Annotated in this window: 24 protein-coding genes and 1 pseudogene; 11 read left to right on the top strand and 14 right to left on the bottom strand. The window is 70.3% G+C overall.

Annotated elements, in window-relative coordinates:
• Positions 1 to 11 precede the first annotated feature (11 nt).
• Positions 12 to 1,031 carry a TRAP transporter substrate-binding protein gene (locus tag C0R66_RS03345; RefSeq protein ID WP_101523507.1) on the bottom strand — a complete coding sequence of 340 codons (1,020 nt, stop codon included), beginning with the start codon at positions 1,029 to 1,031 and terminating at the stop codon, positions 12 to 14.
• 267 nt (positions 1,032 to 1,298) lie between these two features.
• Here C0R66_RS03345 and C0R66_RS03340 point away from each other — a divergent pair, with 267 nt between their 5' ends.
• Complete coding sequence (locus C0R66_RS03340) at positions 1,299 to 3,314, top strand: DUF8094 domain-containing protein (protein WP_101523506.1); 2,016 nt, start codon at positions 1,299 to 1,301, stop codon at positions 3,312 to 3,314.
• Between the two features lie 15 nt (positions 3,315 to 3,329).
• On the opposite strand, the gene C0R66_RS03335 is transcribed toward C0R66_RS03340, so the two are convergent.
• The 8 genes and pseudogenes from C0R66_RS03335 to C0R66_RS03305 all read right to left on the bottom strand — a co-directional run bounded on the left by C0R66_RS03335 (position 3,330) and on the right by C0R66_RS03305 (position 8,633).
• The gene (locus tag C0R66_RS03335) at positions 3,330 to 4,028 is read right to left on the bottom strand and encodes a dihydrofolate reductase family protein (protein ID WP_101523505.1); all 699 of its coding nucleotides are present in this window, start codon (positions 4,026 to 4,028) and stop codon (positions 3,330 to 3,332) included.
• The gene (locus C0R66_RS03330; RefSeq protein WP_101526009.1) at positions 4,016 to 4,516 is read right to left on the bottom strand and encodes a class III extradiol ring-cleavage dioxygenase family protein; all 501 of its coding nucleotides are present in this window, start codon (positions 4,514 to 4,516) and stop codon (positions 4,016 to 4,018) included. Before C0R66_RS03330 ends, C0R66_RS03335 begins: the two co-directional genes overlap by 13 nt.
• Positions 4,513 to 5,376 carry a dihydropteroate synthase gene (gene folP, locus C0R66_RS03325; protein ID WP_101523504.1) on the bottom strand — a complete coding sequence of 288 codons (864 nt, stop codon included), beginning with the start codon at positions 5,374 to 5,376 and terminating at the stop codon, positions 4,513 to 4,515. The genes C0R66_RS03330 and folP overlap by 4 nt, the downstream gene beginning before the upstream one ends.
• Positions 5,373 to 5,666, bottom strand: a complete 294-nt coding sequence (locus C0R66_RS19285; RefSeq protein ID WP_241901552.1) for a glycosyltransferase family protein — start codon at positions 5,664 to 5,666, stop codon at positions 5,373 to 5,375. The genes folP and C0R66_RS19285 overlap by 4 nt, the downstream gene beginning before the upstream one ends.
• 74 nt (positions 5,667 to 5,740) lie before the next feature.
• Positions 5,741 to 6,292: pseudogene (locus tag C0R66_RS19280) on the bottom strand (glycosyltransferase); the annotation flags it as partial.
• Between the two features lie 55 nt (positions 6,293 to 6,347).
• On the bottom strand, positions 6,348 to 6,947 hold the full coding sequence (locus C0R66_RS03315; protein WP_158647876.1) for a TetR/AcrR family transcriptional regulator: 600 nt from the start codon (positions 6,945 to 6,947) through the stop codon (positions 6,348 to 6,350).
• A complete protein-coding gene (locus C0R66_RS18575) occupies positions 6,944 to 7,492 on the bottom strand; it encodes a UGSC family (seleno)protein (protein ID WP_158647875.1) in 549 nt (182 codons plus the stop codon). Before C0R66_RS18575 ends, C0R66_RS03315 begins: the two co-directional genes overlap by 4 nt.
• 22 nt (positions 7,493 to 7,514) lie before the next feature.
• On the bottom strand, positions 7,515 to 8,633 hold the full coding sequence (locus tag C0R66_RS03305) for a hypothetical protein (RefSeq protein ID WP_101523501.1): 1,119 nt from the start codon (positions 8,631 to 8,633) through the stop codon (positions 7,515 to 7,517).
• A 148-nt stretch (positions 8,634 to 8,781) separates the two neighbouring features.
• Between C0R66_RS03305 and C0R66_RS03300 the strand changes: the two genes are divergently transcribed.
• Both C0R66_RS03300 and C0R66_RS03295 read left to right on the top strand, forming a co-directional pair.
• Complete coding sequence (locus C0R66_RS03300; protein ID WP_101523500.1) at positions 8,782 to 9,144, top strand: YidH family protein; 363 nt, start codon at positions 8,782 to 8,784, stop codon at positions 9,142 to 9,144.
• A complete protein-coding gene (locus tag C0R66_RS03295) occupies positions 9,141 to 9,488 on the top strand; it encodes a DUF202 domain-containing protein (RefSeq protein WP_101523499.1) in 348 nt (115 codons plus the stop codon). Before C0R66_RS03300 ends, C0R66_RS03295 begins: the two co-directional genes overlap by 4 nt.
• Here C0R66_RS03295 and C0R66_RS03290 read toward each other — a convergent pair.
• Complete coding sequence (locus tag C0R66_RS03290) at positions 9,478 to 10,161, bottom strand: tyrosine-protein phosphatase (protein WP_101523498.1); 684 nt, start codon at positions 10,159 to 10,161, stop codon at positions 9,478 to 9,480. The genes C0R66_RS03295 and C0R66_RS03290 overlap by 11 nt on opposite strands.
• Positions 10,162 to 10,938: an enoyl-CoA hydratase-related protein gene (locus C0R66_RS03285; protein WP_101523497.1), complete on the bottom strand. Its 777-nt coding sequence runs from the start codon at positions 10,936 to 10,938 to the stop codon at positions 10,162 to 10,164.
• A gap of 139 nt (positions 10,939 to 11,077) precedes the next feature.
• Between C0R66_RS03285 and C0R66_RS03280 the strand changes: the two genes are divergently transcribed.
• The 6 genes from C0R66_RS03280 (at position 11,078) to C0R66_RS03255 (ending at position 17,785) form a co-directional block, all read left to right on the top strand.
• Positions 11,078 to 11,626: a hypothetical protein gene (locus C0R66_RS03280; RefSeq protein ID WP_101523496.1), complete on the top strand. Its 549-nt coding sequence runs from the start codon at positions 11,078 to 11,080 to the stop codon at positions 11,624 to 11,626.
• Complete coding sequence (locus C0R66_RS03275) at positions 11,623 to 12,459, top strand: hypothetical protein (protein ID WP_158647874.1); 837 nt, start codon at positions 11,623 to 11,625, stop codon at positions 12,457 to 12,459. Before C0R66_RS03280 ends, C0R66_RS03275 begins: the two co-directional genes overlap by 4 nt.
• Positions 12,460 to 12,716: 257 nt before the next feature.
• Positions 12,717 to 13,205 (top strand): hypothetical protein, encoded by a 489-nt coding sequence (locus C0R66_RS03270; protein ID WP_101523494.1) that lies wholly within the window; start codon positions 12,717 to 12,719, stop codon positions 13,203 to 13,205.
• Between the two features lie 203 nt (positions 13,206 to 13,408).
• A complete protein-coding gene (locus C0R66_RS03265) occupies positions 13,409 to 14,050 on the top strand; it encodes a hypothetical protein (protein ID WP_101523493.1) in 642 nt (213 codons plus the stop codon).
• A gap of 167 nt (positions 14,051 to 14,217) precedes the next feature.
• The gene (locus C0R66_RS03260; RefSeq protein WP_158647873.1) at positions 14,218 to 15,771 is read left to right on the top strand and encodes a carboxylesterase/lipase family protein; all 1,554 of its coding nucleotides are present in this window, start codon (positions 14,218 to 14,220) and stop codon (positions 15,769 to 15,771) included.
• A 124-nt stretch (positions 15,772 to 15,895) separates the two neighbouring features.
• On the top strand, positions 15,896 to 17,785 hold the full coding sequence (locus C0R66_RS03255) for an amidase (protein WP_101523491.1): 1,890 nt from the start codon (positions 15,896 to 15,898) through the stop codon (positions 17,783 to 17,785).
• A 33-nt stretch (positions 17,786 to 17,818) separates the two neighbouring features.
• Here the strand turns inward: C0R66_RS03255 and C0R66_RS03250 are convergent, their stop codons facing one another.
• Positions 17,819 to 18,331 (bottom strand): carboxymuconolactone decarboxylase family protein, encoded by a 513-nt coding sequence (locus tag C0R66_RS03250; RefSeq protein ID WP_101523490.1) that lies wholly within the window; start codon positions 18,329 to 18,331, stop codon positions 17,819 to 17,821.
• Position 18,332: 1 nt separating this feature from the next.
• The gene (locus C0R66_RS03245; protein WP_158647872.1) at positions 18,333 to 18,788 is read right to left on the bottom strand and encodes a carboxymuconolactone decarboxylase family protein; all 456 of its coding nucleotides are present in this window, start codon (positions 18,786 to 18,788) and stop codon (positions 18,333 to 18,335) included.
• A gap of 890 nt (positions 18,789 to 19,678) precedes the next feature.
• On the opposite strand from C0R66_RS03245, the gene C0R66_RS03235 reads away from it, so the two are divergent.
• The gene (locus C0R66_RS03235) at positions 19,679 to 20,752 is read left to right on the top strand and encodes an acyltransferase family protein (RefSeq protein ID WP_101523488.1); all 1,074 of its coding nucleotides are present in this window, start codon (positions 19,679 to 19,681) and stop codon (positions 20,750 to 20,752) included.
• Positions 20,753 to 21,148: 396 nt separating this feature from the next.
• Here the strand turns inward: C0R66_RS03235 and galE are convergent, their stop codons facing one another.
• Positions 21,149 to 22,168 carry a UDP-glucose 4-epimerase GalE gene (galE, locus tag C0R66_RS03230; RefSeq protein ID WP_101523487.1) on the bottom strand — a complete coding sequence of 340 codons (1,020 nt, stop codon included), beginning with the start codon at positions 22,166 to 22,168 and terminating at the stop codon, positions 21,149 to 21,151.
• A gap of 50 nt (positions 22,169 to 22,218) precedes the next feature.
• Here galE and gmd point away from each other — a divergent pair, with 50 nt between their 5' ends.
• Entirely contained in the window at positions 22,219 to 23,199 is a 981-nt protein-coding gene (gene gmd / locus C0R66_RS03225) for a GDP-mannose 4,6-dehydratase (protein WP_101523486.1), read from the top strand.

Here is a 23,199-nt window from a genome sequence, read left to right as displayed (position 1 = left end):
GATCGGACATCTCAGTCTTCATCGAGAGCGGTTCGGATGTCGGCGAGCAACGCCTCGGCCTCCGGACCCCGCTCGGAGGCCCATTCGTCGTACTTCGGGCTCAGGCTGTTGACGATCGCGTCCATGACAGCCGCGTCGGGCACCACGATGTTTGTTCCGGCGTCCTCGACCTCCTGCCAGAACTCGTCTTCGCCGGACCCGATCTGCACCTCCATCAGGCGCTCGGTGGCGTTGTCGCCCGCGGTGCGCAGGATCTCCTGGTCCTCGGCGCTGAGGTCCTTCCAGATGTCGGCCCGAATGCCGAAGAAGTCATAGATGTACCCGGCGTCGGTCCTGACGACCGACTTGGCCAGCTCGGGGAGGTTCGAGCCGATCGCGTGGGAGACCGACGTCCAGGCTCCCTCGATCACCCCACGCTGGATCGAGGAGTTCACCTCCGCCGCCGGCATCGTCACGGGCTCCATCCCCATCTCGTCGCTGGCCGTTGCGAAGGAGGTGTTGAAGACGCGCACCTTGGCCCCTTCGGCGTCAGCGAGTTCCGAGACCGAGTCATCGGCGAGCCACAACTCCTGAGGTGGCCAGACGTACTCACCGAGCCGCACCATGTTGTGCTTCTGCTCCAGGACCGGGTCGAAGTGCTCGTTGATCACTGGTCGGACCGCTTCCAAGGCCTCCTCGTTCCCAATGAGGAACGGGAAGCTCGGGACGTCGAAGAGCGGCTCATCGCCCCCGACGGAGCCCGTGGTAGCCAGCGTTGCGTCCATCAGGTTCGAGCGCATCGTGTCCAAGGCCTCGTCCTGGGTGTACGGCACCTCGCCAGCCGGCCGCAGGACGAACTTGATGCGGCCCTCCGTCTTCTCTTCCACCTCGTCAGCGAAGGCCTGGAGCTCAATGTTGACGGGGTGGTCGAGGCCGACGTGCGTGTACATGTCGAAGCTCTGGCTATCGCCCTCGCCGGAGCCCCCGCAGGCGGCGGCGCCTGCCAGAACCATGGCGGTGAGAAGACCGAGGGCGGGACGCTTGGAAACCATGCGAGAACACTCCCTAAAAGTGACGAAGGCAACACGACGTCAACCAGTCATATCATGCGCATCGTCTAAGAACGAGAGATATGGCAAGTGCTCCTGGAAGACTCGGCCGTTCCACGCCAGCCCTCACGCGCGGCCCCGCCGAGGCCGGGAAGAAAAGCCCGACCGGCCACTGGCCGGTGTGTCCAGCACCGGCACGGACACCGCGCGCCATCCGCCCACACTGCGCTAGCCTCCGGCGAAGAGCCTGCAACGGAGAGGGACCGGCGCATGCATCGACTGCACCGGCGCGTGGTGCTTGTCCTGGGACGGCGAGTGGTGCTCGTCCTGGGACTGCTGTGCCTGTCGCTGGGCTCGGTCGGCGCCCTGTTCATCGGCAGCGACGACACGATCGGCGTCGGCGACACCCACGTCTCGGGCGCCGCGACCGGGCTGCCGGTGGTGACCTACCCGGTGTTCAGCACCCTGGGCGGTGCCGAGATGGCCGTGACCGCCAAGGCCGCCGGCGGGGTGTACGTCGCCAGCGCGCACCGCGTGGACGTCACCGACCTGCTCGACGGGGTGCGCCACTACGAGATCAAGCCGCTCTCGCGCGACGACGACGGACGGATCGTCGAGGGCCAGGCGGTGCGGCTGCGGCCGGGCAAGATCGTGGGCTGGCGGCAGAGCAGCTCCGGTCGGGGCGAGCAGCAGGTCATCGTGCCGCTGGACGAGGAGCCGGTCGGCGTGGTGGCCATGGCTCGGAAGCCGTCGGACCGGGTGCTGGTCAGCTTCGGCGTGCACGTCGGCGGACTCTTCCTCAAGGCGATCATCATCGCCGGCGCCGGCCTGCTGCTGATCGCGGCGTGGGCGGCGGCCCGGTGGCGGCGCCGCAGGATCGCGGCGCGGGGTGACGGGTCCGACCTGCCCGGCAGCGACGACCGCACGGCCGCCGAGACCGACTCGGACGCCGACTCAGACAGCGACTCAGACACCGACTCAGACACCGGGCGGGTGGCCCGCGGAGTCGCACCCCGGGTGCCGGCGCCTGCCCAGTACGACGTCCCGGAGCGCTACCGCAACCCTCCGGCAGCCCCAGCCGGCCCAGCAGCCCCAGCCGGCCCCGCGGCGCGACCCTCGAGCCAGGGCGAGGCGGCGGAGCCGCCTCCGCGGCCGATCACCCCGGCCCGTTTCACCACCGCCCGCAGCACCTCCAGCGCCGCTACCTCCAGCGCCGCTACCTCCAGCGCCGCCACCTCGACCAGGATCGCGCCGCAGGTCCCCGCGCCCCGGGTGCCGGTGATCACCGCCGTCCCCGTGACCGCACCGGTCACGGTCCCAGTCCCGGTCACCGTGACCTCCAGCTCCACCGAGCTGGTCTCGCTGCGTGCCGTCCCGCCGCCGACCCGGCCGACCCCGGGGCGGATGGGCGCCACCGCGGTCGCGGTGATGGCGCTCGCCTGGGGGGTGGGCCGGGTCCGCAAGCGGTTCCTGGGCCTCTTCCTGGCACTGTTCCTGCTCTCGGGGTGCGGGACGCTGACCGGCACCGCGGAGGAGCCGAGCCAGGTGAAGGCCGCGGTCCAGGGCTCAGAGGTCGACGAGCTGGTGCAGGACTACCTCAACCGCCACACCCGGGCCGCGAAGCGTGCCGCCGCCCCGACGTACGACGGCTCCCGCTGGCCGATCTCCGAGACCGGGCCGCTGCTGCGCATCGCGCAGTACCAGGCCGTGGTCGACAGCATCGCCAAGCCCGCGACCGAGGCCCGGCGCCGCGAGGTGACGGCCGGGACGGTCTACTCCCCCACCTTCGCCAAGTACCCGATGTGGGCCGCGGTGGTGCTCGAGGGCCGCCAGGGCACCGACCTGACCGTCTTCACCCGCCAGCACTTCGCCGAGCCCTGGCTGGCCAGCGCGTCGGCCCGGATCCGGGGCGGCCGACTGCCGGACCCGGTGGCGGTGCAGAAGAGCCCCAGCAGGACCGCGATCACCCGGGCGATCCGGGGATCTCGGGCGGTTCAGGCGTTCTGGGCCACCGGGGAGGCTCCGGGCCTGGAGGTTGGCCGCGGGGTCCGGCGGGCCCGGCAGGCCCTGCTCGACACCGCCCCCGGCTCGGTGCCGCAGGTCACGGAGTGGCTCGACCCGATCGACCAGATCCGGATGGTGCAGACGGCCGGCGGCCACCTGATGGTGGCGCTGCACGACATCCGTCTCGGCACCACGCACTCGGTGCTCACCACCGCGCTCTTCGTCCCCGCCAACGGCGACGCGCAGGTGCTGGGCAGCAGCCTGGGACGGGTGCTGGACTGACCTGCGGCCTCGGCCTCAGGTGACCAGCCAGCGCCCGAGCAGGGTCCCGTCCTCCTCGAGCAGCAGCAGCGGCTCCAGCTGTACGTCGATCGGCGGGCCGTGCACGATCCGCGGGTGCTCCCCGGAGATCACCCGGGGCACCGTGGTCAGGCACAGCTCGTCGGCGACGCCCTCGGCGAGCAGGTCGTGCAGCAGGTGCGGGCCGCCCTCGCTGAGGATCTGGGTCCACCCGCGCGCCACCAGCCGGCTGCGGAGCTGGACCAGGTTGACCGAGTAGGTGCCCAGGACCAGCACGTTGTCCTCGCCGAGCAGGGCGCGGGACTCCGCGAGCCCCTCGGCGTGCTCGCAGGTGGCCAGCAGCACCTTGCCGGGCTCGGCTCCGCGCAGCGACTCCGGCACCACCCCGGAGCGGCTGACCACCACGATCGGGACCCGAGCGGGTCGGTAGGACTCCGCCCGGGCGGTGCCCGCACCCACGACCACGCAGTCGGCGATGCGGCGCAGGGCGAAGAAGACGCGCTTGTCGACGGCGTTGTTGATGTCGCCGCTGCGGCCCTCCTCGCCGTGCGCGGCCCCGTCGAGGGAGGCCACCATGTTGACCCGCAGCCACGCCCCGTCCGGGGCCCCGGCAGGGGTGATGCGATAGATCTCGTCGAGCTCGTCGTCGCTGAGGTCCACCTCAGGGACCGGCGCCAGCTGCATCAGGACGCGCATGTCCACCTCACCACCCAGTACTTCACGCCGAAGGGATCTCCGTCGTGCTCCACGGTGGCAGTCTCCACCGTCAGTCCGCGCGCGGCCAGTGCCGCCAGCCCCTCGACGCCGGTGGAGAGCAGCTCCCGGGCCAGGTCGAGGTCGAGCCGGGCCAGCCCGGCGACATCGCCGCGGGCCAGCAGGTCACCGAGCTCGGCGTCGAAGTCGGCGGCCCGCTCGTCCAGGTGCCCCGGGGCCTTCTCGCTGCGCCGGGCCGACCCGTTGGCCAGCACCAGCAGGTCGGGTCCCTCACCGTCCGCGGCGTCGCGGGCGGCCAGCAGCCACTCCCCGACCCGGCGGCCCAGGTCGTCCTCGGCGAGCACCTCGACGGTGCTGCCCAGCTGCGCGACGGCGGCCAAGCAGGCGGCGCGCAGGTCGGCGACGGGGTCGGCCAGCGAGGCGTGCTCGGGCAGCAGCGCGGGCACCGGCGGCACCACGACCACTCTCATGCCAGCCCCCGGATGGCGCGGGCGGGCGGGCGGCGACCGGCGATCGACCACACCATGTCGACGGTCTGCCGGGTCTCCACGACCTCGTGCACCCGATAGATCCGGGCCCCGGCGAGCGCGCAGACGCTGGTGGCGGCGAGCGTGCCGACCAGGCGCGAGCCGACGGGCAGGTCCAGGGTCTCCCCGACGAAGTCCTTGTTGGACAGCGAGACCAGCACCGGCCAGCCGGTGGCGACCATCTCGTCCAGGCGCCGGGTCAGCTCCAGGGAGTGGAAGGTGTTCTTGCCGAAGTCGTGGGCGGGGTCGATCACGATGGACTGCCGGTGCACTCCGGCGGCCAGCGCCCGTTCGGCGTACGCCGTGGTGTCGGCGATGGCGGCGGCGACCACGTCGTCGTACCCGATGCGGTGGGGGCGGGTGCGGACCGTCACCCCGCCGGTGTGGGTGCAGATGATGGCGGCGTCGTGCGCGGCGGCGACGTCGACCAGCTCGGGGTCGGCCCCGCCCCAGGCGTCGTTGAGCACGTCCGCGCCGACCGCGCAGACGGCCTCGCCCACCTCGGCGCGCCAGGTGTCGACGGAGATGACCAGGTCGGGGAAGGCCTCACGGACCCGGGCGACGAAGTCGACGACGCGGGCCTTCTCCTCCGCGACCGTGATCTCCACCCCGGGGGCGGCCTTGATGCCGCCGATGTCGACCATCTCCGCGCCCTGGGCGACCACGAGCTCGACGCGGGCGAAGGCGGCGTCCTCGGCCCAGGTGGCGCCGCGGTCGTAGAAGGAGTCGGGGGTTCGGTTGACGATCGCCATCATCAGCGTCTGGTCGTCGGCGAACGAGCGGGAGCGGAGCCGCAGCGTCATCGGCGCTCCAGCAGCGGGCCGGCGGGGGGCCGCTCGGTGACGTCGACCTCGCGCACCCGGGTGACGGGCCCGGCGGCGAACTGGGTGAGCGGGATCGTGTCGGCGTGGTGGCTGTGGCTGGAGCGGGCCCAGCCGGCGGTGAGCACCTGGGTGGCCATGGCGCCCAGGTCGAGCAGCGGCTGGTGCCGGTGGGCGCGGGTGCCGAGGTCGACCTGGGCGATGGCGTCCAGCCCGCGGGTCCGCCAGGTGTCGACCAGGGCGGCGAGCTCGACGCCGTACCCGGTGGGCACCGAGAGGGTGGCGAAGTGCTCCCGGCGTACCGCCCACTCCCCGCGAGCGGCTGGACCAGGCCGGCCAGCGGCGGGAAGAGCAGTGCGATCAGGGGACGGGCGACCAGCTCGGTGACCCGGCCGCCCTCCAGCGGGCCGCCGACCAGGTCGTCGGCCCCGGGGCGCTCGTAGAAGCCCTTGACCAGCTGCACGGAGTCGTCGGTGAGCAGCGGGCCGAGCAGGCCGGGCACGAAGTGGGTGTCCCAGTCGGTGAGGTCGGCGTCGATGAAGACCACCAGGTCGCCGGTGGTGACGAACAGCGACTTCCACATCGCCTCCCCCTTGCCGGGGCGGGTGCCGAGGTCGCGGCGGATCTCAGCGCTGCGGTGCACCACGGCGCCGGCGTCGGTGGCCACGGCGTAGGTGTCGTCGGTGGAGTCGGAGTCGATGACCACGATCTCGTCGACCAGCGCGGCGGTCTCCATCAGGGAGGCGCGGATCCGGGTGACCACGTCGCCGACGGTGCCGGCCTCGTTGCGGGCGGGCACCACCAGGCTGACGGTGGTGCCCTGCTTGGCGGCCTGCAGCTCGGGGAGCGACCAGTCCTGCCAGCGGTGGGTACGCCGCTCGAACCAGTCCTCACTCACGTCGTCAGCCTACGCAAGCCCTGCCAAGCCCGGTCCGCCTGACCTCGAACCGTCATCAGGCCCGGATCGCCGCCCACGTCAGGTCCGCCAGCCGACGCCAGGGCGCCGGATCCAGCGCGGCCTCGTCGGAGAGCCGGCCGGCCATCCCGAGGATGAGCAGGGTGAGGTCGGCATAGGTGACGTCCGCGCGCACCAGCCCGGCGCGCTGCGCCCGCTGGAGCGCCTCGGTGAAGCGCGCCTCGACGTGCGCGCGAGCACTGCTCATCCGGTCGTCGAGGTCGCCGGCCCGCAGCAGGTCGAGGGCCAGCTTGTTCTGCCGGAACCGCTCGACCACCTCCGCGATCAGGTCCGCCAGGGTGTCGTCGCCGGCGTCGGCGGAGACTCGCTGGTCCAGCACCTGCCCCCACTCCGCGAGCCAGCGGGTGGCCACCTCGCTGAGCAGGTCCTCCTTGGTCGCGAAGTTGCGGAAGACGGTGGCGTTCCCGACGTCCGCGCGCTCGGCGACCTGGGCCACCGTGGCGCTCAGACCCCGCTCTGCGAAGACCGCGACCGCGGCGTCGGAGACGCGCTGCCGGTTGCGGGCGGCGTCCGCACGCGGACGCCGCTGCTGGACGCCGTCCGCCCCGGTTGCGTCGGAACCGTGGCGGTCGCTCAACCGGCGCTCACCAGCGCGGGCTCGCCGAGCTGGACGGTCGCGGCCGACAGGACCGAGCGGGCCAGCCCGTGCAGCCAACCGTCGTCCTTGGTCGCCACCGGGTGCGGTACGACGAGGCTGTGGTAGCCGGGCGCACCCAGGCTGGCGGCGAACCGGGCGACGATGGGCACGAACACTTCGGTGATCAGCACGGTGGAGGCCACTCCGGCCCGCTCGAGCATCAGGGCGTCCTGCAGCGAGCAGGCGCTGCAGGCGCCGCAGTCGCCGAGCCCGGTGACCGCGAGGTCAACCCGGGAAGCCAGGTCGGCCACCTGGACGTCGTCCAGCGGTATGCCGGCGGAGCCCTTGCTGATCATCACGACCTCGGCCACACCGTAGGTCTCCTGCAGCTCCTTGCCGAGCATCTGCAGCAGGGCCCCGGCGCGGGGCTTGCCGTTGTCGACCAGCCCGAGCCGAGCCCCCTCGAGGCCGCGCCGCTCGGCGAGGTCGATCGCGGCGGCCGGCGCCTCGGTGACGGCGGGCACGTGGACGGTGATGGTGCTCATCGGTCCTCCTGGGATCGGTGGGTCAGACGGAGGTGGTGGTGGAGGCGAACTTGGAGAGGTCGATCTCGCAGGCATCGGGCCCGCAGTCGGGCATCGCCTCACCGAGCGTGCGGACCTTGCGGGTCACCGCGCGGACGTGGTGGATCGGGGCGAAGCTCGGGATGTAGGCGGACCAGCCCGGCCCGGCGCCGCCGGCGGTGACGAGGTAGACGTCGTCGGCGCTGTTCATCGCCGGCAGCTTGCCGTCGGGGCCCGGGGTCATGTCGTGCTGGCTGTTGACCTCGATCGGCACGCCGTTGGCGACCAGCTCCTCGGGCGTCAAGCGGCTCTCGCGCGCCAGGAACTCCCGCACCTGCTGCTGCGTCCAGCCGGCCTGGGTCAGCGCGAGTGCGTGCTCCGGACCGAGGACGACCATGGCCTGGCCGCCCTTGCCGACCGGGAAGTTCGCCGCCACCTTCATCGCCGAGACAATCGTGCGCAGCACCTGCTCGGGCACCTCGGAGAGGTGGTTGGCGACCTGGCGGGGGGACTCGGTCGCCATCACGGTCACGGTGGTGTCGGAGACGTCGTACCCCTGCTGGACGCGCAGCGGCGACCACGGTGCTGCCGGCTCGGACTCGGCGAAGCAGAGCGTGTACTTGCCCGGGTTGCCCAGCGAGGAGGCGTCCATGTTGCCGACCGCGGCACCGAAGACGTTGCGGGCGACGAGCCGGACGGCGCGCCCGATGGTCGCGTTGGCGCGGTTGCCGGCGCCCAGCGCGTTGTGCCCGGAGTTCATCCCGATCTCCTCGGCCAGCGGACCGCTGACGACCACACAGGTGGCGGCCCCACCGGTGCTGGTCCACGCGGCGTGCGCGTTGAAGGCCGGGTCCAGCGAGGCGGCGAGGGCGGCGACCACCACGGGGAAGTACTCCGGCTTGCAGCCGGCCATCACGGCGTTCACGGCCGCCTGCTCCACGCTCACCCACCGGTTGCGCCGCGCGATGCCGCCGACGATGTCGTCTCGCTCGAGGTCGACCGTGGCGATCATGGCGTCCACCGCGCGTTCCGTCGGAGGTACGACGGGGAGCCCGTCGGTCCAGCCGCGACGGAAGAACTCCTCGGCAACCTGGTCCTGGTCGAGCTCGATCAGCTCTGGCATCGACTGCTCCGTCCTGGCGAGGACCGACAATCCGGTCCGCTGATGTGATGCCAGCCACACTACGAACAGAAACGGACTAGGTCAATCCGTTTTTTTCTGGCGCTCCACACACCGGCGACATCGGCCGGGGTGTGGGCGACACTGAGTCATGGGGTCGAAGCGCTCGCCGTGGCCGGGCTGGGTCTATCGCTCAGGCCAGGACGCGCCGTACCAGTCCAGCCTCTCCAACGAGCGAACCTTCCTGGCCTGGATCCACACCTCCCTGGCCCTGCTGGCGACCGGGGTGGGGCTCGACGTGGTCGACCTGTCGATCCCGGACGCGGCCAAGACCGCGATCTCGGTCGCGCTGGTGCTCCTGGCACTGGCCACCGCCGTGTTCAGCTGGGTGCGGTGGGCGACCACCGAGCGCGCCATGCGGTTGAACCAGACGATCCCCTCACCTGGTTACGGGGTGTTGCTCGTCGTGGTCGTCGCGGTGATCGCGGCCGTGCTGATCGTGTCCTGGCTGTGAGCAGTCAGCCGCCCGGGGGGAGTCTGCCGCCGGGCGAGCCCGACCCGCTCGACCCGGGCGGGTCCGAGGCGCGCGACGTGCTCGGCTGGCAGCGGACGACGCTGTCGATGGTGGCCGTCGCAGTGGCCTGCGCCCGGCACACCTGGTCGCTCCTGGGAGCCTATGCGCTCCTCCCGATGGGCCTGCTGGTGCTGGCCTCGTTCTGGACGCTGGGCGACGGCTGGCGCCGCTACGACGAGGACCGGGAGGGCGTCGAGCAGGCGAGCGGGGTGCCGACCTTCCTCGTCGCGGGCACCGTCGCCTTGATCGCGGGCATCGAGGTGGTCTATCTGCTCAGGAGGTGAAGCGGCCCACCCAGTCCGCCAGGGCGTCGGCGGGCGTGCCGTGCGCGACTAGCCAGCCGGCGGTGTCGCCGTGGGCGGAGGTGGTGAGCGCGTCGACGACCTCACGCATCGCCTCGGCGGGGGTGAGCAGCCAGCGGGCGTTGACCGGGGTCTTGGCCGGGTCGAGGTGGCGCAGGATCCGACCCGTGACGGCGTCCATGTTGGCCTCGGTTTTCACGTAGTCGGCGATGACGTCCGCAGGCGCCACGCCGGAGGCGAGCAGCAAGGAGGCCACCACGATGCCGGTGCGGTCCTTGCCGGCGGTGCAGTGCACCAGCGCGGGCGCGGGGCGGGTCACCACGTGCGCGGCCGCAGCGGCCACCCGGTCGGCGGCGGTGTCCAGGATGTGCCGGTAGAGCTCGCCGAGGTCGGCGTCGCGGATGTTCTCCGGGGCGGCGGCCTCATGCAGGGGGTGCAGGATCCGCTCGGCGCCGGGGAGGTCGTACGGCACCCGGCCGGCCTCCTTGGCCATCCGCAGGTCGACCACGGTCGCCGGCGGCCAGGCGGGGACGTGCTCGGGGTCCAGGTCGCCCGCGTGCGGGGCGTCGCTGCGATAGAGCATGCCGTGGGCGGTCTCGCCGCCCCCGGTGACCGGGAGCCCGCCGAGGTCGCGCAGGTTGACCAGCGAGTCCACTCAGCCCACCCGGGAATCGGTGAAGCTCGGCTTCTCCTTGGCCAGGAACGCGCGCACGCCCTCGGCGAAGTCGTCCCCGGTGTAGACCGAGCGCAGCAGCTCCTCGTCGAAGTCGGGGGCCGCCTCCTGCTCCACCGCGCGGGCGTTGAGCTGGCGCTTGGTGGCGCGTTGGGTGATCGCGGAGGCACCGACGATCTCGTCGACCAGCTCGTCGATGGAGCCGTTGAGGTCCTCGGTGAGCTCGGTCAGGGCACCCACGGAGAAGGCGCGCTCCGCGCCGACGAGGCGGCCGGTGAGCAGCATGGTGCGCGTCAGGGACTCCCCGAAGACCGCGGCGCAGCGGTGTACGACGGGGGCGGCGAGCGCGTTGCCCAGCGTCTTGGCGATCGGGTAGCCGAACCGGGACTCCGGGGTGGCGATCCGGATGTCGCAGTGGGTGGCCACCGCGAGGCCGCCGCCGACGCACACGCCGTCGATCGCCGCGACCGTCACCTGCGGCACCTGGAAGAGCAGTGCGAGCAGCTCGCGGATCCACTCCTCGTAGGCGACCGCGTCGGCCTCGAGGAAGTCGGAGATCTCGTTGCCGGCCGCGAACGCCCGGCCTCCGGCGCCGCGGAGCACGAGCACCCTGATCTCGGGGCGCTGCTGCAGGTCCACGCAGAGCTCGCGGAGCTCGGTGTACATCGCCTTGGTGAAGGCGTTGTGGCGGCGCGGGCGGTTGAAGACGACGGTCACGACACCGTCGGCACTGGTCACGAGGAGCTCCGGATCACTCACCCGGTCAGCCTAGGGAAGCCGATCGGCGGGCCCGCAGCGGGTCCAAACTCGTGAGATCGCTCCGCCTGTGGACAACTCCGGGAGCCCCCTATCGGGACCCCTAGTCTCGATCCGCACTGCTCTTCCGGGGAGGCAGCACATGTCCGTACGACGTCCGCTCACATCCGCGCGAGGCCCACTGCCGGCGCTGGTCTGCCTGCTGGCACTGCTCCTGGGTGCGTGCGCTGAGGACCCTGAACCCAAGATCGCCGCGCCATCGGAGTCGACCAGCGCCTCGGCATCGCCGAGCGAGTCCGTAAGCGAGGCGGCGCCGCCGGCTGACGAGACTCCGGAGGAGTTCATCCAGCGCTGGGTCGACACGGATCGCGAGATGCAGAACACCGGCGACACCGAAAAGCTCGAACAGATCACGTCGGGATGCGTTCCGTGCGGCAAGACATCCACGCAGGTTGCCAGCTTCTACGCCGCGGGTGGTTTCGTCGAGTGGGGTGGCATGAAGATCGACCGGATCGAGAAGGTCACTCGATTGGTTTACGAAGTCTGGGGCACCTCCCTCCCGACGCGCTATAAGCGTTCCGCCGAAGCACAGGTGGAGCGTCTGCCTGGTGGACCCACGAAGTACCGAGTCTTCTTGAAGCGCGGCGCTCAAGGCCTCGTACTGGCCGATGTGGCGCAGAGGCCGTTGTGAGCACTGTCGCGGCGTTCCTGCTCACACTCGTCCTACCTACCGCTTCCGGGCAGACCTCGATGGACGTGTCCTGTGACGAGACTCTGAATCTGAGCGTCGGGGGCATGGAGTGCACCCATACGGCCGCCGAGACTCAGCAGCGCATTAACAAGACCGCAGCCCAGTACCGCTACGAGCTCCACATGATCTGCAAAGAGACAGACGCAGAAGGTCGGTGCTGGAATCCCCTCGCCGCCCTCGCGTGCGTCAGCCCTCCCGGCACGGTGCAGTACAAGATCCTGCGTCAGCCCATCGCCGGCGGCGCGTGGACCGAGGACGGAACCGTCTGCCTGGGCAACGAAGCCGAGATCAACGTCCAAGGCCAAGCCATCAGCACCGCCATGGTCACCACCGCGTTCCGCAACCTCACCTGGCCGGCCGCCCAGCTCAACATCCAACCCATCGACGGCGAGACCCTGGTCAACCTCGACACCATCTTCTACACCGAGTCCACCCAGCCGGTGACCCGCAACGTCACCCTCCTCGGGCAAAGCGTCACCATCGAAGCCACCCCCACCAGCTACACCTGGCACTGGACCACCGGCCACGACGCCGGCCCCCGCAGCAACGCACCCTTGGTCACCGACCACGGCGGCGCGGCGTACCCCAACCAGACCATCACCCACCGCTACCGCGACGCCGGGACCACCGCCCACCCCCGCCTCGACGTCACCTACACCGGCCGCTACCGAGTCGGAGGCTCCGACTGGACCGCGATCCCCGCAACCCGCACCATCCAAGGCACACCCCAGGCACTCGGCATCCTGGAAGCCCGCCCCACCCTCGTGCGCTGAGTGCGCTGCTTGAGCTGAGACAGCGACGTGCGCACCACCTGACCCGCCCGTGACGACCGGGCGACACGGGCGAAACGCGCCAGCCATACGTTCGGCCCGGGTCGTGGCGGAGAACGGACGCGTGAGATCGGGCCGCCTGTGGACAACTCCGGGGACTGGTCTACCGGGACCCCTAGTCTCGATCCGCACGGTTCTTCCGGGGGAGGCAGCACATGTCCGTACGACGTCCGCTCACATCCGCGCGAGGCTCACTGTCGGTGCTGGTCTGCCTGCTGGCGCTGCTCCTGGGTGCGTGCGCGGAAGACGATCCCGAGCCCAAGATCGCGGGACCGGCCACACCCTCCGCCTCCCCCAGCGAATCCACTATCGGGTCCGCTCAAGAGACGCCGGAAGAGTTCATCCGTCGCTGGGCGGAAGCCGAGCGCGTCATGCTCAACACCGGGGAGACCGAGGAGTACGCCGCGATCACCGGGCCCTGCAAGTCCTGCGGAATGCTGGCCAAGGACATCACCGACTATTACGCGGCGGGTGGGTACGTCCGCTGGGACGGCTACACGGTTCGTCGCATCAAGCCCATCAAGGACGGCTACTACGAGGTTTCGGTGGTGGGTGCACCTACCGATTACAGGACCTCGTCAAGCGCCAAAGTGCAGCACCTCACGGGCGGCAAGAGCGTCTATCGCGTCCGCGTGGTGCAGCGGGAGGGCCAGCATGTGCTGGCTGACCTGGTGGAGCTAGCGCAGTGAACGGCGTCCTATCCGCCATCACAGCACTCCCCCTCGTGGTGGTTCGGTCGCAAGGTTCTCCGATCGTGGGCGCGCCGCCGGCAGATGAGATCTGCCAAGTGCAGACGGGCCTACATGGGACCCGCAGCACGTGTGAGCGAAGTTCGAGAGGCACTCAGCAACACATCAACAAGACCGTCGCCCAGTACCGCTACGAGCTCCACATGATGTGCAAGGAACAGGACGAGCAAGGTCGTTGCTGGAACCCGCTCGCCGCGCTCTCCTGCCTCCAGCCACCGGGCACCGTCCAATACAAGGTGCTCCGCCAGCCACTGGCAGGAGGCGAGTGGACCGAGGACGGAACCGTCTGCCTGGGCAACGAAGCCGAGATCGACGTCCAGGGCCAAGCCATCAGCACCGCCATGGTCACCACCGCGGTCCGCAACCTCACCTGGCCGGCCGCACAACTCAACATCCAACCCGTCGACGGCGAGACCCTGGTCAACCTCGACACCATCTTCTACACCGACTCCACCACCCCGGTGACGAAGAACCTCACCCTGCTCGGCCAGGCCGTCACCATCGAGGCCACCCCCACCAGCTACACCTGGCACTGGACCACCGGCGACGACGACGCCCAGGAGCCCTTGGTCACCACCCACGGCGGAGGGGCGTACCCCAACCAGACGATCACCCACCGCTACCAAGACGCCGACACCACCGCCCATCCCAGGCTCGACGTCACCTACACCGGCCGCTACCGCGTCGGGAACTCCGGGTGGACCCCGATCCCCACCACCCGCACCATCCAGGGCACGCCCCAGGCGCTGAGCGTCCTGGAAGCCCGCCCCACCCTCGTGCGCTGAGACATGCGACGTCATGCCAGAAGGTGTGTGGACGTTGTGCGCAAGGAACAAGCCGACCGCCATCGCGCAGCCATGGTGGATCGCCCGCGCCGGGGCTAGTTTCAGAATCGGGGCCGTTCATCGGGCCGTGACCAGGAACTCGGGAGTCCGCCATGTCGTTTCCGCTCGTGCGTCACTTGTCCGTGCGCCTCGCCGTCCTCGCCCTGACCCTCGGCGTGGCCTGGCTGCCCCTCGCCGCCCCGGCTGCTCCTGGGGGACCCAAGCCGCCACGGGACGACGGCACCACCGTGCGAGTGTCGGGCGGCACCGTCCGCGGCACCGCCGAGGGTGGCCTCCGCGTTTTCGAGGGCATCCCCTACGCCGCACCACCCGTGGGCGACCTGCGGTTCGAGCCGCCCCAGTCGGTGGCACGGTGGCGCGGCACGCTTGACGCGACGGTGCCACGTTCGCAGTGCGCCCAGATCGGCAACGGGACTGGCAATCCCACCACCTTCGTCGAGGACTGCCTGTACCTCAACGTCACCACGCCCGCCGCCCGCTCGGCGCGGCGCGCCGGGCTCCCCGTGATGGTGTGGATCCACGGCGGCTCGTTCCTGACCGGCGACGGTGCCAGCTACGACGCCAGCAAGCTCGCCACCCGGGGCGACGTCGTGGTCGTGACGATCAACTACCGCCTCGGCCCGTTCGGCTTCCTCCAGGACGACGGCGTCGGGACGAGCAACGCCGCCCTGCTGGACCAGCAGGCAGCGCTGCGGTGGGTGCAGCGCAACGCCCGCACCTTCGGCGGCAACCCGCGCAACGTGACCGTCTTCGGGGAGTCGGCCGGCAGCGCGTCCGTGTGTGCCCAGCTCGCCTCGCCCGGGGCGCGCGGCCTGTTCCGGCGAGCGATCGCCCAGAGCTACTCGTGCACGGCCGACTTCTCCACGCTGGCGGACGCCCGGGCGGCGGCGTCGTCGTACGCAGCGGAGGTCGGCTGCGCCCAGGACACCGCCGCATGCTTGCGACGAACCGACGCCGAGACTCTCCTGAGGGCATGGACGGGCGGCGCCTTCGCCGTCGGCGGCGCCGCGCTCCCGCAACAGCCGGGCGACGCTCTGGCCAACGGCACGGCCAACCGCGTCGATCTCATGCACGGCAACACGCTCGACGAGAACCGCCTCTTCATCCCCCTGCGGTACGGCACCACCTTGACCGCGGCCGGCTACGTCGGAGCCATCCGGGCAACCTTCGGCGCCGCCGCCGACGCGGTGCTGGCGCGCTACCCGGTGGACGCCTACGCCTCGCCGATCATCGCGCTCTCCACGGTGTTCAGCGACTACGGCAGCCCGCTCTCGACCTGCAGCCACGTGGACGCCTACGACGCCGCCCAGGATGGCAGGCGGGTGTACGCCTACCAGTTCCAGGACCGCACCGCCGATCCGCTCGTAGCGCTGCTGGGCTCGGCGAACGGCGCGGCGCACGCGACCGAGCTCCCCTACCTCTTCCCCGGCCTCTTCGGCGACGGCCTCACCTCGGAGCAGGAGGAGCTCTCGGACGCGATGGTGACGTACTGGACGAGCTTCGCCAGGCACGGCCGCCCCTGGGGCAGGGGTCTCCCCCGCTGGCCCGAGTACGACGGCGCGGGCGACGTGCTCGCACTCGACCTCCGGGACGCCGGAGGCATCGCGCCCGAGGACGTGGCAGCGTCCGCGAACTGCGACTTCTGGCGGCAGATCGGTTGAGCAGGTCAGCTCGACGGGCCGGCGTGCGCACGTTCTGACCTTCCGGTGACGAGGGAGCAACACGGGCGAAACGCGCGACTCATACGTTCGCCGGGGACATCGTCGACCTACTCGGGAGCACGACATGACCCTCACGCTGACCAGACGCCGCGCCGGAGCCGCTCTCGCGACCGCCGCGTTGGCCGCCGCCCTGCTCGCGGCACCAGGCACCCACGAAGCCGCCGGCGCGCCTGCCGTTGCCACGATTCGACCAGGGCTCCACGGCCAGGACCCCACGACGCTCACCATCTCCGAGACCCTCAAGGCGCTCAAGCGCGGGCGGGTCACCTCGGTGGGGCTGGTGCAGGCGTTCACCGCCCGCATCAACACCTATGAGCCGTTCTACAACGCCTTCACCCAGATGAACCCCAACGCGCTGGCCGATGCGGCTGCCTCAGATGCTCGTCGCCGCAAGTCCCCCTGGCTGGCGCGTCCGCTGGAGGGCGTCCCCATCGTCATCAAGGACTCCCTGGACGTGAAGGGGATGCCGACCACCTCCGGGTGGCCGCTGACCTCCCCCGTCGCCGGCGGGATCGCTCTGGTTCCCGAGACCGACGCACCCCTGGTCCGCCGGCTGCGCGAGGCCGGCGCGATCTTCCTCGGCAAGACCAACCTGCCGATCCTGGCCGGGAGCGGGTCCAACGCCAACAACAGCGCCTTCGGCCCGACGTACAACGTGCTCAACCGGGCCTGGGCCCCCGGCGGCTCCTCCACCGGGTCGGCGACCTCGGTGGCTGGTGACTTCGCGGTCGCGGGGATCGCGGAGGAGACGGGCGGGTCGATCCAGAACCCGGCATCGGCGCAGAGCCTCTACGCCGTCAAGCCGACCTTCGGCCTGATCCCCAACACCGGCAACTTCCCGCTCGCGGGACTCACCCGGGACGTCCTGGGACCGCTGACCAAGAGCGTGGAGGACGCCGCGATCATGCTCGACGTCCTCGCCGGCTACACCCCGGAGGACCCGAAGACCCAGGGCGCCGTGGTGCCGCGGCGCGGCTACACCTCCCAGCTCTCCAAGCACGCCCTGTGGGGCAAGCGCATCGGCCTGTACGGGCCGGGATGGCGCACCGGGAACAACAGCGAGCTCTCACCGGAGACGGCCCAGCTCTATGCCCGGGCGGTGCGCAACCTCAAGGCGCAGGGCGCGATCGTGGTCGAGGACCCGTTCGCCGACTCGGGATTCCGGGAGCTGCGTGCGGCGGGAGGGGTGACCAACGCGGGGAACAACGCCGCGATCCAGGCCTACCTCCGGCGCCTGGGCCCGAGCGCCGCGGTCAACTCCGTCGAGGAGCTCAACGCCTGGGCGGACGCCAACGGCTTCGAGAGCGACACCCGGGTCAACAACATGCTTGAGGGGGCGAACGAGGTGCCGGACCTGACGGGGTTCCTCGCCAACCGGGACAACTATCTGCGGATCTTCGAGTCGGTGATGAAGAAGCACCGGCTGGATGCGCTGATGTACCCCCAGCAGGTCCGTGAGCTCGGTCCGGTCTTCGGGGGCAGCGTGTCGGCCAGCACGGTCTCGGAGATCAACATCGCACAGCTGCCGGGAGTGGTCGTGCCCGACGGCGCCTACGCCAGCGGCAAGCCGTTCAACCTGCTCTTCATGGACCGCAAGTGGACCGAGGCGGAGCTGCTCGGCTACGCCTACGACTACGCCGCCGCGTACGGCGGCCGCGTGGTCAACCGGGACCTGGAGACCACCCCCGCGGACACCACGGCACCGACGGTGACGGTCAAGGAAGGCTCGGTGCCGACGGACGGGTCGTACTCGACGGTGTCGTTCCAGCTCTACGACGCCGGCAACGTCGCCCGGGTCGTGCTGAACGACGTGGAGACCGACCTGCCGGACAGCATCTCGCCGGCGCTGGACGGCATCACGCCCGGGGTGCTCGGGGCGAAGCAGGGACCGAACACGCTGAAGGTCTACGACGTGTTCGGCAACGAGGCGACGCTGGAGTTCGCGCTCAACTAGGCACGGCACCGACCGCCGGGATCGGCGACCGCGTCAGCTCAGGACGTGGTCGCCGATCTCGTCGAAGGCCAGGACGTTGCGGCCCTCGAGCGGCGGCTCCATCCGGAGCGCCACCAGGGACTTCTGGCTGCTCCACTTGACGATGTCGAAGACGATCTCGATGACCTCCTCCGGGGAGAAGCACTCCAGCAGCTCGGCCCGCAGCTCGGGCGAGACCCCGACCGGGGTGAAGATCATGGCGTCGGTGAGCCGCAGCGCGACCTTGACCCGGTGCGGCAGGTCGCTGGTCTCGTAGCGGTCGATGGCGGCGCTGGCCTCCTCGTCGAAGCCGGCCTCGAGGGAGTCACCCAGCCGCAGCGACTGGCACAGGCGGCAGTCGTGCACCCGCGCGCACCGCAGTCGGACCGCCTCGGTCACCACGCTGTCGAGGTGTCCCTGCCGGACCGCGACGCGGGCATAGCTGCGGATGGCACGGTCCAGATCGGTGCCGCGACGTCCGGAGCCGGCGCGCAGACTGTCCAGGCGCGGCAGTACGGCGGTCTCCATGTCAGTCTCCCTGCGGTCGGGTCGAGAGGGCGGCGTCGTCGAACACCGAGGCCAGCACGAGATCGGCGCGCGAGGACATGTCCGCCACATAGAGCGCCATCACGAAGTCATAGATCTCGTCGTCGGACCAGGTGGGCATCAGGGCGTCGATGTCCTCCTGCCGCACCGCGCTCACCGCCAGCACGAACTGCTCGGTGAGGTGCAGGCAGGCGCGCTCGTGGTCGGAGAACAGGTCGGACTCCCACCACTCCGAGAGCGCCGCGGCCTTCTCGGGCGACACTCCGTCGGGCGCGGCCTCACCGAGATCGGCGCCGTGCATCTGTCGCATCCGCAGCTTGCACAGGTCCATCTCCGGACCGGAGCAGGTGGCCTCGGCCACCTCGTTGAGGCTGAGCAGCTCCTGCACCAGCTCGGGCGCATGGGCGTGCACGGGACCGCCAGACGACATGATGCTCATCGCGCCACCCTGCCACCAACCGATTGGTGGGTCAACGGCTGGCTCAGCCCTTGAACCCCTGCGGGTTCCGCGACTGCCAGCGCCACAGGTCCGCGCACATCTCCTCGATCCCGCGCGTCGCAACCCAGCCGAGCTCCTCCCGGGCGCGTTTGGAGCTAGTAGGTCAGGCCTGAGCGACCTCATCAGCGGGTCGCTTCCTCGGCCTCAGGAGATAAGCAGGGAGGGTCTGCCAGCATCAGGCGGAACCCGAAAGCGAGGGGACCGAGCGCGTAGCCGGCGGCCACGAGGAGCCACTCGCCGAGGAGGGCGCCGGCGATCCCACGATCGCCGTGAGGCCGATGCCTACAAAGAGGGCGCTACCGAGCGTATTGAGGACCCACTGGGCGGTCTGCGCACGGTGCCGTCGGTCGAGTTGGGGTTCTGTTGAGCGGCTCCGGTGTCGGCCTTGTCATGCGGTGATGATGGCAGGTCCGAGTGTCAGCGGTGCGGGATCGACGATCGGGCCCCTCCCTCCTGATGGGCAGGAGGGAGGGGCGTGGCTTATCGGGCAATATGCCCCGCGTCGATCGGGCGGTAGACCACCAAGCAGTTGGAGGGCCGAAGTCCCCGATTTGGCGGATGCGCCCCAGCGGCTCGTCGGTGCTTTGCCCGTGGTCCACGAGAGGGCCTGCTTGTCGGGGCTGCTTCGGCTATCGGAGCTGGCGGCGGGGGAGTCCGATGAAGAAACTCATCCGCCACTGGTGGACTCAGTGGAAGTTGAGCGCTGGCCGCTGTGTCGTCTGTGGGCGGATACAACGAGATGATGCTCCGTCGATGTCGGCCTGCCGCCCGAGTGTCAGGAACGGCTGAACTGGTAAGTGGTCGGCGGGCCGACACCTAAACTCGCGGCCATGCCCCAGGCCACGGAGACCGCAAGCCGGCTCGATTCGCTGACCGGGATGCGGTTCTTCGCCGCCTTCCTCGTGTTCGGCTTCCACGCCCTGCACTACGGCGACGCGCCAGGACTGGGGTTCTTCGGCGCCGGCATGACGGGAGTGTCGTTCTTCTACATCGTGAGCGGCTTCGTGCTGGCTTGGTCCGCTCGGTCAGGGACCACGGCACTCGTGTTCTACGGGCGCCGCTTCGCACGGATCTACCCGGCGTACATCGGAGCTTGGGTGGTGGCGCTGGTGCTGCTCGTCGTGACTGGGGCCGGTCTTTCAGGGGTGGACCTGCTGCCCCCGACGCTTCTCCAGGCTTGGGTGCCAGACGAGGACGCCTACTTCGCGACCAACGCGGTGTTCTGGTCGCTCTCGGTCGAGGCGTTCTTCTACGCCATGTTCCCCTTCATCTTTCCGGTGCTGGCGAGACGCGGTCGCGCCTCGCTGACCGGAATCTGTGCCGCGTGCGTCGGTGCCACGTGGGCGGTCGCCGTGATTGCGGATCAGTTCAAGGGGGACGACACGCGACTGTGGGCGATGGCGATCTTCCCGCCGACTCGGCTCCCCGAGTTCGTCCTTGGCATGGCCCTGGCGCTATTGGTCCGCCAAGGTTTCAGGGTTCCGGTGTCGCTGTGGTGGCCTGCCCTCCTCTCGGTCGGAGCGGTGGGGCTGGCCGGCGTGGTGCCGGACGCATACTCCCGTGTCGCCGTGACGGTCGTCCCGTTCGCGCTGCTCGTGTACGCGGGGGCGGTGACTGATATCGCTGGCCGGGCGACAGTTCTGCGATCAAGGACGCTGGTCGAGTTGGGCGTCTGGTCCTACGCCTTCTATCTGATACACACCCAAGTGCTCGCCGTCTGCGCTGAGGCCGCGACGCGCCTAGGGCACCCACCCGCAGACCTCGACACGCCTGCGCGTCTGATCTGGTGGGTCGGCGCCCTAGGCGCGTCGATCCTGGCGTCCTACCTACTCCACGCGCTCGTGGAGCGCCCGGCGGAACGGAGATTGCGGCCCAGGCCCCGTCCCTCCGTCACCACTCAGTAGCGACCGATCAGGTCGGGTCAGACCGGCAGGTATGCCTCTGTGGTGAGGTTGTAGACCGCGAGCTGACCGGCTGCGAGGGAGCCGAGCCTGTTGAGTGCGAACCGCCACCGCAGGCCGGTGCTGTTAGCCGGGACGGTGACGACCATGGAGAGCGTTCTCGGTGCCCGGTCGGTCTCCACGAACACCCACTCCGCCGCCGGGAGTCCGCTTGGTTGCGCAGGGAGAAGTAGGCGACCCCCCACCCGCTGCGGTGTTGACCTCGGCCCGGAGGGAGACCAGGATCCGGTCGCCCACCGAGAATTCGGACGTGACGAGCGGGGACTGCGCGGTCGTCTCAGTCTCGAGGCCAGCAGCGTCCTGAGGCCCCCGCCCCGTCCTGCTGCCCTCAGACGAAACTCAGCCCTTGAACCCCTGCGGGTTCCGCGACTGCCAGCGCCACAGGTCGGCGCACATCTCCTCGATCCCGCGCGTCGCGACCCAGCCGAGCTCCTCCCGGGCTCGGGTGGCGTCGGCGTACGTCGTGGGGAGGTCGCCGTCGCGGCGCGGGCCCACGGTGTAGGGCACGGGCACCCCGGCGGCCTTCTCGAAGGCGGCGATCACCTGGAGCACCGACGTACCGGTGCCGGTGCCGAGGTTCCAGGCGCGGGCGCCCACGGGGTGCTCGGCGAGGTATTCGAGTGCGGCGACATGGCCGTCGACGAGGTCGAGCACGTGGATGTAGTCGCGCTCGCAGGTGCCGTCGGCGGTGTCGTAGTCGTCCCCGAAGACGGTCAGGCTCTCCAGGCGCCCGACGGCGACCTGGGCGATGAAGGGGGTGAGGTTGTTGGGGATGCCGTTGGGGTCCTCGCCGATCTCGCCGGAGGGGTGGGCGCCCACGGGGTTGAAGTAGCGCAGCAGTGCGATCCGCCAGGACGGGTCGGCGGCGGCGAGGTCGACCAGGATCTGCTCGGTCATCGCCTTGGTGCGGCCGTAGGGGTTGGTGGAGTCCAGCGGCTCGAACTCCTCGGTGTAGGGCACCGGGGCGCGGTCGCCGTACACGGTGGCGGAGGAGGAGAAGACGAGCTGACGGGTGCCGGCGGCCTGCATGGCACGCACCAGCGCCAGGGTGCCCTCGAGGTTGTTGCCGTAGTAGTCCAGCGGCTGGCGCACGCTCTCGCCCACCGCCTTGAGCCCGGCGAAGTGGATGACGGAGTCGAAGCCGGCGCCGTCCAGCAGCGCGGTGATCCCCGGCTCGTCACGCAGGTCGAGCTCGTGCAGCGGGATCTGCGCCCCGGAGAGCTTCTCCACCCGGCGGATCGACTCGGCCGAGGAGTTCACGAAGTTGTCGACGACCTCGACGTCGTGGCCGGCCTCCGCGAGGGCTAGGACGGTGTGCGAGCCGATGTAGCCGGCGCCGCCGGTGACGAGGATCTTCATGACCGTCACCCTAGCGGCGGGGTCCTGGCCGAACTGGCAGACTACGCGCCATGACCCGCGCTCTCATCACTGGAATCACCGGCCAGGACGGTCTCTATCTGGCCGAGCTCCTGCTGAAGAAGGGCTACGAGGTCCACGGACTGATCCGCGGCCAGAACAACCCTCGCCGGGAGCTGGTGGAGAAGCTGGTCCCCGAGGTCCACCTGCACAACGGCGACCTCACCGACCTCTCCAGCCTGATGCGCGCGCTGCGCGAGAGCGACCCCCAGGAGGTCTACAACCTGGGCGCGGTCAGCTTCGTGGCGTTCTCCTGGGAGAACGCGTTCGTGACCAGCGACGTGACCGCGCTGGGGGTGCTCAACATCCTGGAGGCCGTCCGCCTGCACGCCGGCGACGACCCGGGCTCGATCCGGTTCTACCAGGCGTCCAGCTCGGAGATGTTCGGCAAGGTGCACGAGGTCCCGCAGAAGGAGTCGACGCTGCTGTGGCCGCGCTCGCCCTACGGCGTCAGCAAGGTCTACGGCCACTACATGACGATCAACTACCGCGAGTCCTACGGGATGCACGCCTCGTCCGGGATCCTGTTCAACCACGAGTCCCCGCGCCGCGGCGAGGAGTTCGTGACCCGCAAGGTCAGCAAGGCCGTGGCAGCGATCAAGCTCGGCCGCCAGAAGGAGATCGTCATGGGCAACCTCGACGCTCGCCGCGACTGGGGCTTCGCCGGCGACTACGTCGAGGCGATGTGGCGCATGCTGCAGCAGGACGAGGCCGACGACTACGTCATCTCCACCGGCGAGACGCACTCCATCGAGGAGCTGCTGGACGTGGCGTTCACCCACGTCGGCATCGACGACTGGCGGCCCTACGTCCGGCAGGACCCGCGCTTCATGCGGCCCGCGGAGGTTGACCTGCTGATCGGTGACTCCACCAAGGCGCGTGAGGTGCTGGACTGGAAGCCGACCGTCGCGTTCCCCGACCTGGTCAAGATGATGGTCGACAGCGATCTCGCCGCGCTCCAGTCCGGCTGGTGA

It is taken from the genome of Nocardioides houyundeii (assembly GCF_002865585.1).
GTDB classification, from domain to species: domain Bacteria; phylum Actinomycetota; class Actinomycetes; order Propionibacteriales; family Nocardioidaceae; genus Nocardioides; species Nocardioides houyundeii.
This window is presented reverse-complemented; position numbering and strand designations above follow the sequence as displayed.